The organism is Telluria sp. RB2R28 (assembly GCF_059685835.1).
Map to the genome: position 1 here is coordinate 57,191 of NZ_JCASIK010000001.1, position 16,318 is coordinate 73,508.

Genomic DNA, 16,318 nt, shown 5'->3' on the forward strand with positions numbered 1-16,318 from the left:
GCGGTCAGCGCCGGATTGCGCCGCCCGTCACATTGATGCGCTCGCCGATGCGGAAGTCGGGTGTGCCTGGGTACGTGATGACCTGGGTGCTGCCGTCGTCCATCCGTACCGTGACGCGGTAGGCCTGGTCGGCGCTGCCACCGCCACTGCCGGAGGTGCCGGCCGTGCCACTGGCGCCCATGGACGCGTCGCTTGTGCTCACACCACTCTGGGCAGCAGCAGCGGCGGCGATGGACAGCACCGTGCCATTTGGCGCTGGCGTGCGCGCAGCGGCGGCGGCGGGCCGGTCGCCACGCTCGTCCTGCATGCCGGCACTGCCCGATTCGGTGGCACCCTTGCTGCCGGACGTCCCCGCACTGGCCGACGTGATGGCCGAGCTGGTCACAATGCGGTCCACGTCGCCCCTGCTGGCGACATCATCGTTGCTGCTGCTCGTTGCGTCACTGTACATGTCGCTGGCGCAGCCCGTTATGGTGAGCACGACCGCCAGCAGGCCTGCCATGGCCATGCTCTGGTGCGATTGCTTCATGATCAACTCCTCGTAGTGATAGTGGGAACGTGACGATGCTGCGCCACGAGGATAAGAGGCAGAAAGCGCGGCAGCGTTCCAGCTGCCGCGCCGGGAGGGCGGTTGGATCAAGCAGGCGGGCGGTGACGGGAACCCGATCGGATAACGATGGTCAGCGCGCCCGTTCAGCCGCAGCGCGCAGCGCGTGCGGCGCTGGTATGCGCGCAAGCAGCGCGGCCAATGCCGTGGCCGCGACGGTCGCGGCACTGACATCGACCAGCCAGTCGTGCACTGCGCCCGAGCGGTACGGCAGGAAGTGTTGCACGCCCTCGTCGAAGGCGCCCATCAGCGCAATCGCCAGCACCGCCTTGAGCGCGCGTTGCAGCGTGCTGCCGGTGCTGCCCAGGAACCACAGCGTCGCGAGGCCGGCATAGGCCAGGCTGTGCAGCACGATGCCGGACGCGTATTCACCCACCTCGGCACGTGCGCCGGGGACCGAGCCGGCGATCACGATGCAGGTAAAAATGAGCAGTGCCGCAGCGTGCATGGCACGGCGGTGACGGGGTTCGGCGTACAACAGGGGAGACAGGGCAGGCATGGCGACGTGGTGACAGTACAGTAACGGTGACGGGGCAAACGTCAACGTTACCATGCCAGGCGCACCTTGTGTGCCCGTTGCCGCAGGCCCGTGCGCTGGCCGCCCAACGCGACGTGCGTCAAATCGTCAGCGCAGGGGCGCCGTCGGCGTAATGGGCGTCGAAACAGCTGGCGCAGTCGGCGCAGAACAGGTGCGCCACGCGCACGCTCGCCTGTCGTAACACGAGTTTCAGGTGTGCCCGCCGGCACTTGGGACACACTTCGCGGACGCTGCCAAACGTCAGCAGATTGAGGGGGACGCTGTCGCGATCGATATCGTCGACCACGGCGCGCGGATTGAGTTCGCTGAGAACGAGGTCGCTTGAATCCTGATGGCGACGGCAACTGTCTGGCGAAAGCGATGTTTCTGGTACACGTAAACTCATCGGACAATCTCCCGTGGTCGTTTCGTTGTACGCGGTCACCACCCGCTGGACAAGGTGGGACGTCGCAGCTTCATGATAGCCCTATTGAAGACGGCTTCAAGCACATAGACAATTTTTTCTGGCCCAAGTTGCGACAATGCCGAAAAAAATGCCCGCGCTGGGCGGGCAGAACCCGAGAACGGGCCAAGAGTGCGGAAACCGGGTTGGTGTGCAGCGCACGGAGCGCTCCACACCTGCTGGCACCACGCATATCGGTTACGTGTGTGTCAGGTGCATTCGAGTATAGGCAGGGATTGTGACGGGTCAGTGACCGTCGTCAAGGATCGGATAAAACAGCAGGAAATGTGATGACAGAATTGGGCTTATGACAATACGGCCCCAAATGACGTGGGCCGCGCAAACTGTCCAGGCAAAAAAAAAGCCCGCTGGGCGGGCTTGAAACTATTTTCTTGGAGGAGAATAGTGGAGACAGGTGTAACTATAGGGATTCGGTGATCCAGCGTCCAATTGCGTTTTCGGATACCAGACATGTGATCTGTCAATATCTCTCGGCCGTGGCCGGCGACATATCAATCACGCACCGGCACGGTGTAGTTCAGCGCCATGCGGCCACCATCGGCATACAGGGTCTGGCCGGTCATGTACGAGGCGTCGTCGCTGGCCAGGAAGGCGGCGATCGACGCGACTTCTTCCGGTTCGCCGCACCGGCCCAGTGGGGTGCGCGACAGGATCGTGTGCCGTGCTTCCGGGCTGCCCAGCACTGCCTTTTTCGCCAGTTCGGTCAGGATGGTGCCAGGGCCGATGGCGTTCACGCGAATGTCGTACTGGGCCAGGGCGATGGCGGCCACACGCGTGAGCTGGTTGACGCCGCCTTTCGAGATCACGTACGGGACCTGGTTCGGGATCGTCAGCTCGGCATTCACGCTCGACATATTGATGATGCAGCCGCCTTCGCCGCGCGCCACCATGTCGCGCGCCGCCGCCTGGCTGCACAGGAACATCGATTTCAGGTTGATGCGCAGCACGCGGTCGAAATCGTCCTCGTGCAGGTCGAGGAATTCGGCGGCGTGGGTCACGCCGGCATTGTTGATCAGGATATCGATGCGGCCGAATGCGGCCAGCGTGGCCGCGATCATCGCATCGACCTCGACCTTGATGCCGACATCGGCGCGGTAGGCGCGGGCTGCGTCGCCCAGGCTGGCAGCGGCTTGCTCGATTTCGGGCCGGATATCGACGAGCATGACGCGCGCGCCTTCGCGCACGAGGCGCTCGGCGCAGGCCAGGCCGATGCCCTGGCTGGCCCCGGTGACGATGGCGATTTTCTGATGTAGTTTCATGGCGGGCTTTCGACGCTGTGGCAAAAGCCGCCATTCTACTGCTGCTAGAGCATGATGGGCCGGTCGGGCAACTCGTTGGTGCGCTCGCCGCTGGCCGGAAAGTGCTGGTGCAGCAGGTCGTTGACCTGCGCCACGGCCGCCAGCGTGGCGTCATGGAAGTGCCCGTCCCTGAAGCCTGCCGTCAGCGTGCGGCACACTGCTTGCCAGGTAGCGGCGTCGATCTTGCGGTCGATGCCCCGGTCGGCCACGATGTCGACCTTGTGCTCGGCCAGATTCACGTAGATCAGCACGCCGCAATTGTCTTCGGTATCCCACACGCCGTAGTCGGCGAACAGGGCGAGCGCGCGCTGGCGGTTGGTCATGCCGTCCCAGGCCGCGTCGAAGGGCAGGGCCTTCTCGACGATCAGGCGCACTTCGCCGCGGTGCGTGCGCTCACCGGCATCGATGGCCTCGGCAATGGCCGTCAGCGTCATTTCAGGAAACGCGCGCCGGGCCTCGGCCGCGCTGCTGGTGGCGTGGCGCCACGCGCGAGTCATTTTTTGTGCGATCGATCCCATTACCAGTCTCCCGAGGCGCCGCCGCCGTCAAAGCCGCCACCACCACCTGAAAACCCGCCGCCGCCGAAGCCACCACCTCCGCCGCCACCGCCGAAGCCACCACCACCGCCATTGCTCATATTGCCGATGATATTGCCGAGGATGAAGCCGGTCGTCGCGCCGCCCCAGTTCGAGCGGCCGCGGCTACTGGCGACCGTACGGCCACGCTTGCCGCCGAAGACTGAGCGCAGCAGGAATGCACCGATGAGGATCGCAAAGATGGCGATCAACGGAATCCCGCCGCCGCCCGCGGCCTCCTGCCGTTGCTGTGCTTGCTGCGCAGGCGCCGGGAAGGCTTCCTGGTTCAGCAGCGTGGCAATGGCGCCCACGCCGGCGACCAAGCCTTCATAGAAATGTTGTTCCCTGAAGTGCGGCGCGATCACGTCCTGCAGGATGCGCTTGGATTGGGCATCGGTCAGCACGCCCTGTACGCCACGGCCGGCCTCGATCCGCAGGCGGCGCAGCGCCGACGGGTTGCCGGGTGCAACCACCAGCAGCACGCCGTCGTCGACGCCCTTGCGGCCGAGTTTCCAGGCATCGGTGACACGGATGCTGTAGGCCTCGATGGCTTCGGGCTCGGTTGACTTGACGAGCAGCACGGCGATCTGGCTGCCTGTCTTGGCTTCATAATCGGCCAGCACGGCTTCCAGGCGCTGGCGCTGGGTGGCGTCGAGCATGCCGGCCTGGTCGGTCACGCGCGTGGTGAGCTTCGGCACCTCCTTGAGCTGTGCATGGGCCGGCGCGGCGCCGGCGAGCAGCGTCGCCAGTGAGAACAGGAGCGTGGAGAACAAGCGCAGGAAGGCCGTCATTGCCAGCCTTACTTGCCGAAGTCGACTGCTGGTGCGGTCGAGATCGCTTTTTCATTCTCCACCGTGAACGATGGCTTCGTCTCGTAGCCGAACACCATGGCCGTCAGGTTCTTCGGGAACTGGCGCACGGTCACGTTGTAATCCTGGACCGACGCGATGTAGCGCTGGCGAGCCACCGTGATGCGGTTCTCGGTGCCTTCGAGCTGCGAGGCCAGGTCGCGGAAGCTGGTGTCGGCTTTCAGGTCCGGGTATTTTTCGGACACCACCATCAGGCGCGACAATGCGCTCGACAATTCACCCTGCACCTGCTGGAACTTCTGGAATGCTTCCGGGTTGTTCAGCACTTCCGGGGTGATCTGGAAGCTGGTGGCCGAGGCGCGGGCGCGCGTCACGGCTTCGAGCGTTTCACGTTCGTGCGAGGCATAGCCCTTGACCGTGTTGACCAGGTTCGGGATCAGGTCGGCCCGGCGCTGGTACTGGTTGACCACTTCGCTCCAGGCGGCCTTGGTCGCTTCATCCTTGGTCTGGAAATCGTTGTAGCCGCAGCCCGAGAGCAGGACGCCGGCGAGAATGGCGCTGCCGATGAGGCGGGTCCAGCGGGAAATAAAGGTCGTAGTCATGGCAGTAAAGGTCCGTGCAAGTTGTCGAATAATCAAAATATACCTGAAACGCGCCGCAATTGGTGTTCCTGCAACCCCGAGGGGCAGGGGACCGCATGGCGGCGGGTACAATAATGGGTTTGCAATTATTCGGATACAAGGGGCTCGACGTGACTTTCATTCAAAAACTGGCGGCTGCATGGACCCGCAACGATTCGCTGCTGTGTGTGGGCCTCGACCCGGACCTGGCGCGCTTCCCGGCGCACCTGGCCGGCCAGCCGGATGCGATCGTGCAGTTCTGCAAGGCCATCATCGACGCCACCGCCGACCTGGCCTGTGCCTTCAAGCCGCAGATCGCCTATTTCGCCGCGCTTCGCGCCGAAGACCAGCTTGAAGAAATCTGCACCTATCTGCGCGAGACGTATCCACACATCCCGCTGGTGCTCGACGCCAAGCGCGGCGACATCGGCGCTACTGCGCACCAGTACGCACGCGAAGCGTTCGACCGCTACGGCGCCGATGCGGTGACCGTCAATCCATACATGGGCTTCGATTCGGTCGAGCCATACATGGCGTGGCCGGACCGCGGCGTGATCGTGCTGTGCCGCACGTCGAACGCGGGCGGCTCAGACCTGCAATTCCTGGACGTGGGCGGCCGTCCGCTGTACCAGCACGTGGCGCAACTGGTGGCCGACAAGTGGAACCGCAACGGCCAGTGCGCGCTGGTGGTGGGCGCCACGTTCCCGGAAGAGATCGCGCAGGTGCGGGCACTGGTGGGCGACATGCCACTGCTGATTCCGGGCGTGGGCGCGCAGGGTGGCGATGTCGAGGCGACCGTCAGGGCAGGCCGCACGGCGGGCGGCGCCGGCATGATGATCAATTCGTCGCGTGCGATTTTGTATGCGACGCCGCAGGATGGTGAAGATTTTGCGCAGGCAGCACGACGCGTGGCGACGGAAACGCGCGACGCGATCAATGCGGCGCGCAACGCGGCCTGATGAAAACATCACGCCGTTTGGCGTAATGTCGTAGCGGCGTAACGGCTAACGGCGTAATGGCGTAATGGTGTAACGGCGGTAGGGTGGACGGGTTTCCCGTCCACGCGTTCAATCAACATCAATGCGCTACGGGTTCAAGTGAGTTTGAACGCGTGGACGGCCAGCCGTCCACCCTACGTGTCGCCGACTTTCAGTGCAGTTCGGGCGCAATCATTTCTGCATAGTCGTACAGCGCGCCAAGAATCGCCTCGGCCCGTTCGTCGGCCGTCTCCGACAATGCATCGATCTCCTGGAACAATTGATCGATGGTTCTGGCCCCGCCGGCGCCCTCGAACAGGCGCGCTGCGCGGTGCGCTTCCCAGGTCTGCATTTCTTCTTCCGACAGCGTCTCGGGGAAGTTGCGTGCCCGGTAGCGCAGCAGCAGTTCGTTGAGGCGCTCGTCGTCGAAGCTGACGCGCTTGCCGGTGAGGGCCGCGGGCATTTGCATGCGAATCGATTCCAGCTGGCGCCGGTCATCCTTGCTGACGAAGCCGCCATACAGATCTTCATCCACATCGACGGGCGTGCCGGATGCCGGCTTTTGCAGCACCTGCGCCCAGACGGCGCGCAGGTCGGGGCCGGCAGCGGCCAGCGCGGCGTGCGCGCGGCCCTGTTCGAGATCGATATCCCAGCGCGTGGCCAGGTCGGGCTGCAGCGTCTTGAGATTGGCCACCAGCATCGGCGACTTGTTCAGGTGCACGCTCTTGATCGGCAGGCGCGTGACGCCTTCCGGCAAGTCGTCGGTGCGCGTGAACATGCGCGTGCGGATCGTCTCGGCGTCCAGCGCGAACAGTTCGGACGGATCGTAGCGGCAATCCCAGACCAGGATTTCATTCTTGTTGGTGGGGTGCTGCGCCAGCGGATAGACGAGGGCCAGGCAGCCGTTCTCGACCGGGAACATGCCGGACACGTGCAGGAAGGGCTGGCGCTCGGCAGGGGCCTGGTGCAGGCCGATCTCCGCGGCGACGCGGTCCTTGCGGCGCAGCTCCAGGCAAAAGTCGAACAGGCGCGGCTGCTTGCTGCGGATCAGGCGCGCCAGCGCAATGGTCGCGCGCACGTCCGACAGCGCATCGTGCGCTGCCTCGTGCGCCAGGCCGTTGGCCGCGCTCAGGTGTTCCAGCTTGAAGCTCGGCTTGCCATCGTCGCGGGTCGGCCACACGATGCCGTCCGGGCGCAGCGCATGCACCATGCGCACGACGTCGAGCAAGTCCCAGCGGCCGCAGTTGTGCTGCCACTCGCGCGCGTATGGATCGATCAGGTTGCGCCAGAACAGGTAGCGCGTGACTTCGTCGTCGAAGCGGATCGTGTTGTAGCCGACGCCGATCGTATCAGGCTGGCTGAACGCGGCCTCGATCTGGCGCGCGAACTCGTGCTCGGGCACGCCGTGCTCGAGGCAGTGCTGCGGCAGGATGCCGGTGATCAGGCACGATTCCGGATCGGGCAAAAAATCATTGGCCGGCTGGCAGTACAGCATGATCGGCTCGCCGATCTCGTTGAGTTCAGCGTCGGTGCGGATCGCAGCGAACTGGGCCGGGCGGTCGCGGCGCGGGATCGCGCCAAAGGTTTCGTAGTCGTGCCAGAGGAAGGTATGCGGGCTCATGTCTTGTTGTTGTCTTGGCTGCAATCACAGCGTCGGCGACATGGTGGCACAGATGCGCCGTCCCGTCACGGCCCGGTGTCACGGTCCGTGCGGGACGGCATTGGGCGCTAGTTGGAGACGCGGTTGCGGCCGGCTTCTTTCGCCCGATAGAGGGCGGCGTCGGCCGCTGCCATCAGCGCGTATTCGTCGCCGTTCTCGCCCAGGCTGGCCACGCCGAACGACGCGGTCAGGTGCGGCAGCGCCACGCGCATGTCGGTAAACACGACGGTGTCGCGCAGGCGCTGGCACAGGCGCTCTGCCACCATCGTGGCCAGTTCGATGCCGGTGTCGGGCAGTACAGCCAGCATTTCCTCGCCGCCGAAGCGCACGGCGAAGTCGGATGGGCGCAGCGCATCGCGGATCAGGCTGGCGGCGGCCGACAGCGCGACATCGCCGATGATGTGGCCGTGTGTATCGTTGAATTGCTTGAAGTGGTCGAGGTCAATCATCACGATCGACAGGCCGCTGCCGGTGCGGGCCGCGCGCGCCGCCAGCTTCGGCAGCATGTCATTGAGCCAGGCGCGGTTGTACAGACCCGTAAGCGGATCATTGAGCGACAGCTGGCGGTAGAATTCGCCAAGCTTCTGGCGGCGGCGCAGCAGCGCGTTGGTGGTGCGGATGCGGAACGACAGCAGGCGCAGCAGATTGCGCGCCAACACGCTCGAGCGGTCGATCAGCGTCCAGACGACGCTCGATTCGATCACCAGGAGCTCGCTGTCTTCCAGGGCCGTCATGGCCGCCAGGTTCGCGGCATCGTCCAGCACGGCCTGGTCGCCCACGCTTTCGCCCGGCAAGACGCGGGTGGTGCCGGTTTCGTCGCCTGCGTGCGCGTCCGATTCGATTTCGAGCTGGCCCGAGAGTACGATATACAGGTGCGCCTGGCCGCTGTCGTCAATGCGCTCGCCTTTTGGCACGCGCACGATGGCGCAGTCAGCCAGCATCGCGGCGACGTCAGGGTCGGTTTCGTCGCGAAACAGCTGCAAGTCGTTGATATGGGTACGGCTGGTGCCGAAGGTGCCGATCTGTTCCAAGTGAGTCCTCAAGCGGTACGCCGCGTTGGCATGCGTGATTGCATGTGTTATTACATCAGCGGGATCATAGCCGATTGTGCCACCCTTGCGCGTTTGACGAAACTTAAACTACCATGACCAACCTGTATGACACTTTCCGCCACTGACCTGACCGACGCGCTGGGTCAGGCACACCAGCCGGCGCCAGCCGCGCGCATCGTTTCCCTCGTGCCGTCGATCACCGAATTATTGTGCGACCTGGGCCTGGCGCCGCAGCTCGTCGGCCGCACGGGTTTCTGCATCCATCCCAAGGACATCGTGGTCGCCATTCCCAAGGTCGGCGGCACCAAGGACGTCAATCTCGACAAGATCCGGGCGCTGGCGCCCACCCACGTCGTCGTCAATCTCGATGAAAACACGCGACCGACCTACGACGCGCTGGTGCAATTCGTGCCGCACGTGATCGTCACGCATCCGGTGACGCCGCAGGACAATCTGGCGCTGGCCCGCCTGCTGGGCGGCATCTTCGGCGTGCAGGATGCTGCCGAATCCTGGTGCATCGCCTTCACACAGGCATTGGCCGCGCTGCGTGCCCGACCCGCCGGTCCATCACGCACGGTGCTGTACTGCATCTGGCAGGATCCGTGGATGAGCATCTCCGCCAATACGTATATCGCGGCGATGCTGGCCGAACTGGGCTGGCGCGTGCCGCAGTTGGGCGAAGACCGTTACCCGCGCTTTACGTGGTCGGACAGCCTGGTCGATGGGCTTGACGCCGTGCTGCTGTCGACCGAACCCTACCGCTTCACGCAGGCGCACGTGGACGCGCTGGAAAAACAGATTGGCATTCCCGTGCTGCTGGTCGATGGCGAAATGCTGTCGTGGTACGGTAGCCGCGCGCTGGCGGGTGTGAACTATCTGGAGACGTTGCGAGAGATGCTGGAAGGTGCGGCCGGCTAGGCGCGCCGCGCTAACTACTTGAAGGCACGGCATGCTGGTTGCCCCTGCGCCCATGGCGGGCGCAGGGTCCTGCGGGCACTGATCAGTTATCGGTCAGGTGCTTGTCGGCAGTCGGGTCGATGTCGCCGTCAACGCTGACCACCGGGACGGCGGTATGGCGATGCTTGTCGTGCAGGCGGCCGATGGTGCTGTCGAGCGCGCGGGCCAGCTTGCCGCTGGCGTTGTTGATGGCCTGGTGCAGGTCGTTCGCGTGATCGTGCACGACGATCGGGGCCACGCCGGCCAGGCGTGCTTCGAGCATGCAATGGTTGCCGCCGTCCGCTTTCTTTTCCTTGTTCTCGTCGCTCAGGTGAACGTCGACGCGGGTAACCTGCTCGCTGAAACGGCCGATGGAAGCGCGCAAGACGGTATCCACGTGCTCGTCCAGGCCCTGGTGCTTGGTGATGGTGTTATCGGTATTGACTTTGATCTGCATGGATGGCTCCTGTAATCGTTATGGCTTTATCTTACACGCCCAGCGATTTTTACCGCGTCCGCTCCGCCAACCGTGCTCGACCCGGCATGCAGCCGTCAGACCACGTCTTTATCGCGTGCTGCCTCGTGGTGCGGAAAACGGTCCATCCGCGACAGCACCGGAAACAGCATCGCCCAGACGCCCGTCACGACCAGCGTCGCCACGCCGCCGAGCAAAATCGCGCGCGTCAATCCGAGCCAGCCGGCCGTGACGCCGGACTCGAATTCACCGAGCTCGTTCGAGGCGCCGATGAACACCGAGTTCACGGCGCTCACACGCCCGCGGATATCGTCCGGCGTTTCGTACTGCACCAGCAGGTGGCGGATATACACGCTGACCATGTCGCCCACGCCCAGCAGGAACAGCGCGCCGAACGCAACCGCGAAGTGGTCAGTCAGACCCAGCACGATCACGCACAGGCCGAACAGGGCAACGCCGCCGAACATCCAGGCGCCGACGCGGCGCGTGATCGGAAACATCACCAGCGCCACCGAGCACAGGGCCGCGCCCATGCCCGGCGCCGTGCGCAGAAAGCCCAGGCCGGACGGCCCGGCGCCCAGGATGTCGTGCGCGTAGGCCGGCAGCAGGGCGGTCGCTCCACCGAACAGCACCGCGAACAGGTCGAGTGAAATCGCGCCCAGCACGATCGGGCGCGAACGCACGAAGCGCAAGCCTTCGAGCAGCGTGTGCCAGCTGACGGGCGCCTTGTTGATCACCTGCGCGATGGTGCGCGTGTTCGTCATGAGCAGCACCGCCAGCGCGAGCAGCGAGGCCGATGTCATGTGCACCGTCTGCGGACCCAGCACGTAGAGCAGGCCGCCGACGATCGGGCCGAGAATCATCGCCACGTGCATCGTCGAGGAACCCAGCGCCACGGCCTGGCTGAAGTCGCGGTCCGGCACCAGGTTCTTGAGCACCGCCTGCGAGGCCGGCATCATGAAGGCACGGGCGCTGCCGAACAGCACCAGGATCGCGAACACGGGCCACACGGTCGTGCTGCCGCTGGCCGTGAACGCAATCAGCATTGCGCTGCACAGCAGTTGCACGGCCATGCAGCACAGCACGATCAGGCGCCGGTTGTAGCGGTCGGCCACGTGGCCGGCCCACAGGATCAGCACCAGGAACGGCGCAAACTGCGCCAGGCCGATCAAGCCAAGATCGAACAGGCTGCCGGTGATCTGGTACACCTGCCAGCCGATCGCCACGCTCTGCATCTGCACGGCAAAGGTGGCGAGAAAGCGCGCCGACAGGTAGAACGCCAGGTTGCGGTTGCGCAGGACACCCAGGCGCCCGGTCGGTGAGATCAGCGGCATGGGCCCTTACTCGTTGGCGAGATCGGCGGCGGTCGTGAACGCGTCGGCGAAGAATTCGTCCTCGGGCAGGCCGCACAGCGCCACGTAATCGCGGCGTGCCGAATCGACCATGAGCGGCGCGCCGCAGGCATACACCTGGTGGCCGGAAAGGTCGATGATGTCTTGCACGACGGCGGCGTGCACGTAGCCGGTGCGGCCCGTCCAGGCGTCCTCTGGCAGCGCATCCGAAATCACCGGCACGTAGGTGAAGTCGGGCAGCGTGGTTTCCCAGGCGCGGCACAATTCGTCCATGTACAGGTCTTGGGGGCGGCGGCCGCCCCAGTACAGCGTGACCTTGCGGGTGGACTTCAGGTGCATCAGGTGCTCGACCAGGGCCTTGACCGGTGCAAAGCCGGTGCCGGACGCCAGCAGCACGATCGGCTTGTCGGAATCTTCGCGTAAAAAGAAGGTGCCGAGCGGACCTTCGAAGCGCAGGATGTCGCGCTCTTTCATCGCGCCGAACACGTGGTCGGTGAACAGGCCGCCGGGCAGATGGCGGATATGCAGTTCGAGCGGGCCTTCGAACGACGGCGCATTGGCGATCGAATACGCGCGGCGCTTGCCGTCCTTGAGCAAAAATTCGATGTACTGGCCGGCGCGGTAAGCCAGCAATTCATTGGCCGGCAATTGCAGGTTGACGATGGCGACGTCCGGCGCCGCCTTGCGGATGCCGGCGACGCGGGTGGGCATCTTGCGCAGCGGGTAATCCGAGCTGCCGCCCACTTCGCGCGCCTCGATCACCAGGTCGGCCGACGGCATCGCGCAGCAGAACAGCGCCATGCCGGCGGTCTTTTCGATATCAGAGAGGGCGCGCTGCTGGTAGGGCTTGTGCTCGATGGCGCCATCGAGCACCTTGCCCTTGCACGAGCCGCAAGCGCCATTCTTGCAGCCATATGGCAGGCCGACGCCGGCGCGGATTGCGGCGGCTAATACGGTTTCATCGGCTTCGCAGCCGAACTGGCTGCCGCTGGGCTGGACGGTGATCTGGAAGGTCATGCGGATGGAGAAGTTGGGGCGCGAACGCGGGTGGTTGGTGGGGTGCGCCGGCGTGCGGCGAGATGCCGCCATTCTACACCCGCCCTTGTTTTACCGGGCGCGCCCTGTGCTACAGTTGCCGCCTCCACGACCCCGCGATCTTCCTATGACCATGCCATCCCGCTCCGCTTTTGCCCGTCCGCGCCTGTTGATCATCGGCTGCGGCGACGTCGGCATGCGCCTGTTGCCGCTGCTGGCCGGGCGTTTTCGCGTGTTTGCGCTGACCAGCCAGCCCGAGCGCTGCTGTGAGCTGCGCGCGGCCGGCGCGGTGCCGGTCGTCGCCGACCTCGACCAGCCCGCCACGCTGGCGCGCCTGCGCAATCTGGCGCCGTGGGTGCTGCACCTGGCCCCGCCCCAGCCCGATGGCGATACCGACCGCCGCACGCGCCACCTGGTGGCGGCGCTGGGGGCCGTGCGCCGCATCGTGTACGTGAGCACCAGCGGGGTGTATGGCGATTGCGGCGGGGCGCTGGTGAAAGAGTACCGGCCGGTGGCGCCGAAGAACGGGCGCGCCCGGCGCCGCGCGGACGCCGAGCGCATCCTGCGCGCGTGGGCGCTGGTGGCCGGTGCGACGCTGTCGATCCTGCGCGTGCCGGGCATCTACGCCGCCGACCGGCTGCCGCTGCGCCGCCTGGAGCAGGGCACGCCCGCGCTGCGGTTTGAGGACGATGTGTACACCAACCATATCCACGCCGACGACCTGGCCCGCATCGTGCTGCAGGCGTTGACACGCGGCCGGTCCGGGCGTGTATATCACGCGGTCGACGACACGCGCATGAAGATGGCCGATTACTTCGACGCCGTGGCCGACACCTTCGGCATGCCGCGCTCGCCGCGTCTGCCGCGCGCCGAACTGGCGCAGATGGTCTCGCCGGTGCTGCTGTCGTACATGTCCGAGTCGCGCCAGCTCGACAACACGCGCCTGCGGCGCGAGCTGCGCGTGCGTCTGCAGTACCCGGACGTCGCCACGGCGCTGGCGCGCCTGCGGCGCTGAGCCACGCCATCGGGTATTCCCGCTTATATCCGCTTATGTCCGTTTGCCGGGCGACGCGCAGAACGCGATCTTGCTGGTCATGATGGCCGGCAGGCCCGGCGAGGCGCAGAAGGCGCTGTCCGCGCCCTTGGCGGCCGGCTTGCCAGGATAGGCGCAGAAGGCGGCGGCACTTGCTGCGGTCGCTGATTTGCCCGGGGAAGCACAGAACGCGGCGGCGCCTGCCGGCTTGCCTGGCGATGCGCAGAACGCAGCGTCGCCCCTGACCACGACGCCAAACTCGGCTTCGTACAGCGTGCGCATGCGCTCGCCTGCCTGGACATGCTCGCTCTCGGTGCCGGCGGCGATGCCGACGTACGGATAGTGATGCAGGAAGAAGCCGAAGGCTGCCTGGCAGTCACGCGCGTATTTCATGGTGTCGAGGATGTGATAGTGCCAGAACGTGTCGACATCGACCGTTGGCGAGGCGCCGGCATCCGGGTATTTTTTCATGAGGAACAGGAAGCGCCGGTATTCGGTTTCCACGGCGTTGGTGCGCATTTCGGACCAGCCTTCGCCGGACGCCTCGTGCATCAGCTTCATCTTGATCGGGTTCAGGTCAAGCGCCTCGAAGGCAGCGTATTCGGTATGGGTCGACATCATGATCACCTCGTGTGGTTGTGTGGATGGATCGGCTGTGCTGGCGGCTGTCACGGTGCCTGAGCGGGGTATTTCCGTAGCGCATTACCGGAAAATTCCGGTGGTGTTGACGTGTGACAGACACAGCCATTGTCATGCGCTGGCTCATCTCAGCAGTTGAGCTAGATCAAACCTGGGAGCATGGCCGAGCGCGGTGACAGGCGACGTCGTCACCATTGGTGGGATAGGGGACGCCTCAGGCGGCGATGGGCGAGATCGGGGCGTTGTCGATGCGCAGGCCAGGGCCAGTGGCGGCCGGCGCTCCGGCCGCCGGAGCGCCGGCCGCCGGCACGCCATCCACCGGGATGCTGACCACGATCGTGGTGCCGCTGCCCATGCCGCTGCTGTTGATCGAGAACGAGCCGCCCAGGATGGCGATGCGTTCTTCGATGCCCACCAGGCCGAAGGAGCCGTGGCGGTTGCGGCTGCCCGGCTGCAGCCCGACGCCGTTGTCGCGGATCGTCATGGTGAGCATGCCGGCATGCTGGTGCAGCGTGATGCTCACCTGGGTAGCGCGCGCGTGGCGCGCCACGTTGTTGAGCGACTCCTGCAGGATGCGGAAGAACGCGGTGGCGCTGTTGTCGTCGATGCGGTGCTCATCATCGTCGTCCACCAGCTCGCAGGTGATGCCGGTGCGGCGCGCGAAGTCGGCCACCTGCCAGTCGACGGCGGCCGACAGGCCCAGGTCGAGCACGTTCGGGCGCAGGTCGTTGATGATCTGGCGCACGCTGCGGATCGTGACGTCGATCTGGCGCACCGTGGCCACGGCGCGTGCGTGCAGGCGCTGCTGCGCGCCACGCGTGCGGTTGGCCAGCAGTTCGGCCTCGATCTTCAGCGCCAGGAGGTTCTGCGCCAGGTCGTCATGGATTTCGCGCGCAATGCGCTTGCGCTCGCCTTCCTTGATCTGCTCCGCGTGGGCGGCAAGCAGGCGCAGTTTTTCATGGCTGGCCTGCAGCTTGGTCTGCGAGGCGCGCAGTTCGCGCGTCATTTCCTCGGCCATGCGCAGCGCGTTGCGGCGCGACGAGGCCAGCGTCTGGAACAGCGCGTAGAGCAGGGCGGTGCTCATGCCGGCAGCAAGCGCCGCCAGCCACGGGTAATACATGTCAAAGCGCGTGTACATGTCGGACCTGGGAATGCTGAAGTCGGCGCGCCAGACGCGCTGGTTGAATTCAATGGGCAGGCTGGCCGCGAAAATCCCGTCGTCGGCCCGCGGCGGTGCCGGGTTGGGAAGTGCGCCCGTGGCCAGGCTGTCGTACAGCACGGCACGGGGCGGCGCCTCACCTGGTTCGGGCGCCAGCGCGGTCACTTCGGTCAGCACCAGGCGCACGCCCTTGACGGGAAATTCATCGAGCACGTCGGCCACCAGCGGCGCAAGGCCGAAGCCGAGACCGGCCGAACCGATATACGCCAGACGCCGCGCCTGCACGCTGTCGTTGGGCAGGTCGCTGCGGTAGACCGGCAGGCGCAGCGCCAGCGCGCTCTGGTTGGGACCGGGCCGCAGGGCGATGCGGGTGCCCGAGGCGCTCGAGCTGCCGTTGTCGCGTGCCACGGCCAGCGAGCGCCGCGTCGTGCCCCGCGCTTCCAGGTCCAGCCCCAGCCGGTCGAGCAGGTTGGGCGGCAGCGGTTCCATGTACACCAGCACCGTGTAGGTATCGCGGTCCGGCGCCGTCAGCAAAGGGGTGTGCACGACGCCGCGCCGCGCCAGCCGCTTTTGCAACTCGTCGTTCAGCGCCGGCAGGCCGTCGGCGCGCACCGCGCGCGCGTAGTTGATGTTGACGATCCCCGGGAAGTTGCGCTTGATGTCGAGTTCACCGACATACTGGTGGAACTGGGCCGCACTGGTATCGGGTGCGGAGCGAAACAGGCCGGCGACCCCGCGCAGCACGTCGCTGTAGCTCTTGATCCGGGCATCGATATTGTTCTGCGCGGCGCGCGCCATGGCGCGAAAGCGTGTCTGCGCATCGCTTTCGATCGCGCCGGACGTCGCCAGATAGGCGCCGGCCCCGACCGCCAGCGACAGCACCACGCCGACGATCATGGCGGCAGGTACGAACGTCCCGGCTTGGCGGTCTGGATGCATGGCGGATCTCACGAACGTGAGGCTGGTTGTGGACGTGCGTGCGGATGATGTTTCTACGCTAAGCATTGTCGGCGTCCACCGTAGCTAGCAGGTTTACTAGGTTCTGCAATCTGCCGCCTCTTTGATGCGATCACGGCGCCCGGCTCGTTGC

General features: G+C 65.5%; 17 protein-coding genes. 3 read left to right on the top strand and 14 right to left on the bottom strand.

The genetic code is table 11. The annotated features are described in order from the left end of the window. Positions 1-4: 4 nt before the first annotated feature. The 7 genes from AC56LV_RS00225 to AC56LV_RS00255 all read right to left on the bottom strand — a co-directional run bounded on the left by AC56LV_RS00225 (position 5) and on the right by AC56LV_RS00255 (position 4,892). Positions 5-529 (bottom strand): hypothetical protein, encoded by a 525-nt coding sequence (locus AC56LV_RS00225; RefSeq protein ID WP_499555105.1) that lies wholly within the window; start codon positions 527-529, stop codon positions 5-7. Positions 530-680: 151 nt separating this feature from the next. Then, on the bottom strand, positions 681-1,106 hold the full coding sequence (locus AC56LV_RS00230) for a VanZ family protein (RefSeq protein ID WP_499555107.1): 426 nt from the start codon (positions 1,104-1,106) through the stop codon (positions 681-683). A 118-nt stretch (positions 1,107-1,224) separates the two neighbouring features. Continuing rightward, positions 1,225-1,530 (bottom strand): hypothetical protein, encoded by a 306-nt coding sequence (locus AC56LV_RS00235; RefSeq protein WP_183553458.1) that lies wholly within the window; start codon positions 1,528-1,530, stop codon positions 1,225-1,227. Positions 1,531-2,099: 569 nt separating this feature from the next. Beyond that, positions 2,100-2,867 (bottom strand): SDR family NAD(P)-dependent oxidoreductase, encoded by a 768-nt coding sequence (locus AC56LV_RS00240; RefSeq protein ID WP_499555109.1) that lies wholly within the window; start codon positions 2,865-2,867, stop codon positions 2,100-2,102. A 44-nt stretch (positions 2,868-2,911) separates the two neighbouring features. After that, the gene (locus AC56LV_RS00245) at positions 2,912-3,403 is read right to left on the bottom strand and encodes a TPM domain-containing protein (protein ID WP_499555111.1); all 492 of its coding nucleotides are present in this window, start codon (positions 3,401-3,403) and stop codon (positions 2,912-2,914) included. A 20-nt stretch (positions 3,404-3,423) separates the two neighbouring features. After that, complete coding sequence (locus AC56LV_RS00250) at positions 3,424-4,272, bottom strand: TPM domain-containing protein (RefSeq protein WP_499555113.1); 849 nt, start codon at positions 4,270-4,272, stop codon at positions 3,424-3,426. 8 nt (positions 4,273-4,280) lie between these two features. After that, on the bottom strand, positions 4,281-4,892 hold the full coding sequence (locus AC56LV_RS00255) for a LemA family protein (RefSeq protein WP_499555115.1): 612 nt from the start codon (positions 4,890-4,892) through the stop codon (positions 4,281-4,283). Between the two features lie 149 nt (positions 4,893-5,041). Between AC56LV_RS00255 and pyrF the strand changes: the two genes are divergently transcribed. Beyond that, positions 5,042-5,869, top strand: a complete 828-nt coding sequence (gene pyrF / locus AC56LV_RS00260; RefSeq protein WP_499555117.1) for an orotidine-5'-phosphate decarboxylase — start codon at positions 5,042-5,044, stop codon at positions 5,867-5,869. A gap of 190 nt (positions 5,870-6,059) precedes the next feature. Here pyrF and sbcB read toward each other — a convergent pair whose 3' ends face one another. Further along, positions 6,060-7,508 (bottom strand): exodeoxyribonuclease I, encoded by a 1,449-nt coding sequence (gene sbcB / locus AC56LV_RS00265; protein ID WP_499555119.1) that lies wholly within the window; start codon positions 7,506-7,508, stop codon positions 6,060-6,062. A gap of 107 nt (positions 7,509-7,615) precedes the next feature. Continuing rightward, positions 7,616-8,578 carry a GGDEF domain-containing protein gene (locus AC56LV_RS00270; RefSeq protein WP_499556756.1) on the bottom strand — a complete coding sequence of 321 codons (963 nt, stop codon included), beginning with the start codon at positions 8,576-8,578 and terminating at the stop codon, positions 7,616-7,618. Between the two features lie 126 nt (positions 8,579-8,704). On the opposite strand from AC56LV_RS00270, the gene AC56LV_RS00275 reads away from it, so the two are divergent. Beyond that, entirely contained in the window at positions 8,705-9,517 is an 813-nt protein-coding gene (locus AC56LV_RS00275) for a helical backbone metal receptor (RefSeq protein ID WP_499555121.1), read from the top strand. Positions 9,518-9,599: 82 nt separating this feature from the next. On the opposite strand, the gene AC56LV_RS00280 is transcribed toward AC56LV_RS00275, so the two are convergent. The 3 genes from AC56LV_RS00280 to AC56LV_RS00290 all read right to left on the bottom strand — a co-directional run bounded on the left by AC56LV_RS00280 (position 9,600) and on the right by AC56LV_RS00290 (position 12,379). Next, on the bottom strand, positions 9,600-9,992 hold the full coding sequence (locus AC56LV_RS00280) for an HPF/RaiA family ribosome-associated protein (protein WP_499555123.1): 393 nt from the start codon (positions 9,990-9,992) through the stop codon (positions 9,600-9,602). 95 nt (positions 9,993-10,087) lie between these two features. Next, entirely contained in the window at positions 10,088-11,344 is a 1,257-nt protein-coding gene (locus AC56LV_RS00285; RefSeq protein WP_499555125.1) for an MFS transporter, read from the bottom strand. 6 nt (positions 11,345-11,350) lie between these two features. Beyond that, complete coding sequence (locus tag AC56LV_RS00290; RefSeq protein ID WP_499556757.1) at positions 11,351-12,379, bottom strand: CDP-6-deoxy-delta-3,4-glucoseen reductase; 1,029 nt, start codon at positions 12,377-12,379, stop codon at positions 11,351-11,353. A gap of 151 nt (positions 12,380-12,530) precedes the next feature. On the opposite strand from AC56LV_RS00290, the gene AC56LV_RS00295 reads away from it, so the two are divergent. Continuing rightward, the gene (locus AC56LV_RS00295; protein ID WP_499556758.1) at positions 12,531-13,412 is read left to right on the top strand and encodes an NAD(P)H-binding protein; all 882 of its coding nucleotides are present in this window, start codon (positions 12,531-12,533) and stop codon (positions 13,410-13,412) included. A 33-nt stretch (positions 13,413-13,445) separates the two neighbouring features. Here the strand turns inward: AC56LV_RS00295 and AC56LV_RS00300 are convergent, their stop codons facing one another. Beyond that, positions 13,446-14,051 (bottom strand): glycine-rich domain-containing protein, encoded by a 606-nt coding sequence (locus AC56LV_RS00300; RefSeq protein ID WP_499555127.1) that lies wholly within the window; start codon positions 14,049-14,051, stop codon positions 13,446-13,448. A 232-nt stretch (positions 14,052-14,283) separates the two neighbouring features. Beyond that, complete coding sequence (locus AC56LV_RS00305; RefSeq protein WP_499555129.1) at positions 14,284-16,167, bottom strand: sensor histidine kinase; 1,884 nt, start codon at positions 16,165-16,167, stop codon at positions 14,284-14,286. Positions 16,168-16,318: the final 151 nt, after the last annotated feature.

What these genes read in the sequence shown, in the direction of transcription:
- AC56LV_RS00225 (WP_499555105.1), bottom strand. Translation starts at nt 529, where the DNA reads ATGAAGCAATCGCACCAGAGCATGGCCATGGCAGGCCTGCTGGCGGTC.
- AC56LV_RS00230 (WP_499555107.1), bottom strand. Translation starts at nt 1,106, where the DNA reads ATGCCTGCCCTGTCTCCCCTGTTGTACGCCGAACCCCGTCACCGCCGT.
- AC56LV_RS00235 (WP_183553458.1), bottom strand. Translation starts at nt 1,530, where the DNA reads ATGAGTTTACGTGTACCAGAAACATCGCTTTCGCCAGACAGTTGCCGT.
- AC56LV_RS00240 (WP_499555109.1), bottom strand. Translation starts at nt 2,867, where the DNA reads ATGAAACTACATCAGAAAATCGCCATCGTCACCGGGGCCAGCCAGGGC.
- AC56LV_RS00245 (WP_499555111.1), bottom strand. Translation starts at nt 3,403, where the DNA reads ATGACTCGCGCGTGGCGCCACGCCACCAGCAGCGCGGCCGAGGCCCGG.
- AC56LV_RS00250 (WP_499555113.1), bottom strand. Translation starts at nt 4,272, where the DNA reads ATGACGGCCTTCCTGCGCTTGTTCTCCACGCTCCTGTTCTCACTGGCG.
- AC56LV_RS00255 (WP_499555115.1), bottom strand. Translation starts at nt 4,892, where the DNA reads ATGACTACGACCTTTATTTCCCGCTGGACCCGCCTCATCGGCAGCGCC.
- sbcB (WP_499555119.1), bottom strand. Translation starts at nt 7,508, where the DNA reads ATGAGCCCGCATACCTTCCTCTGGCACGACTACGAAACCTTTGGCGCG.
- AC56LV_RS00275 (WP_499555121.1), top strand. Translation starts at nt 8,705, where the DNA reads ATGACACTTTCCGCCACTGACCTGACCGACGCGCTGGGTCAGGCACAC.
- AC56LV_RS00280 (WP_499555123.1), bottom strand. Translation starts at nt 9,992, where the DNA reads ATGCAGATCAAAGTCAATACCGATAACACCATCACCAAGCACCAGGGC.
- AC56LV_RS00285 (WP_499555125.1), bottom strand. Translation starts at nt 11,344, where the DNA reads ATGCCGCTGATCTCACCGACCGGGCGCCTGGGTGTCCTGCGCAACCGC.
- AC56LV_RS00290 (WP_499556757.1), bottom strand. Translation starts at nt 12,379, where the DNA reads ATGACCTTCCAGATCACCGTCCAGCCCAGCGGCAGCCAGTTCGGCTGC.
- AC56LV_RS00295 (WP_499556758.1), top strand. Translation starts at nt 12,531, where the DNA reads ATGCCATCCCGCTCCGCTTTTGCCCGTCCGCGCCTGTTGATCATCGGC.
- AC56LV_RS00300 (WP_499555127.1), bottom strand. Translation starts at nt 14,051, where the DNA reads ATGATGTCGACCCATACCGAATACGCTGCCTTCGAGGCGCTTGACCTG.
- AC56LV_RS00305 (WP_499555129.1), bottom strand. Translation starts at nt 16,167, where the DNA reads ATGCATCCAGACCGCCAAGCCGGGACGTTCGTACCTGCCGCCATGATC.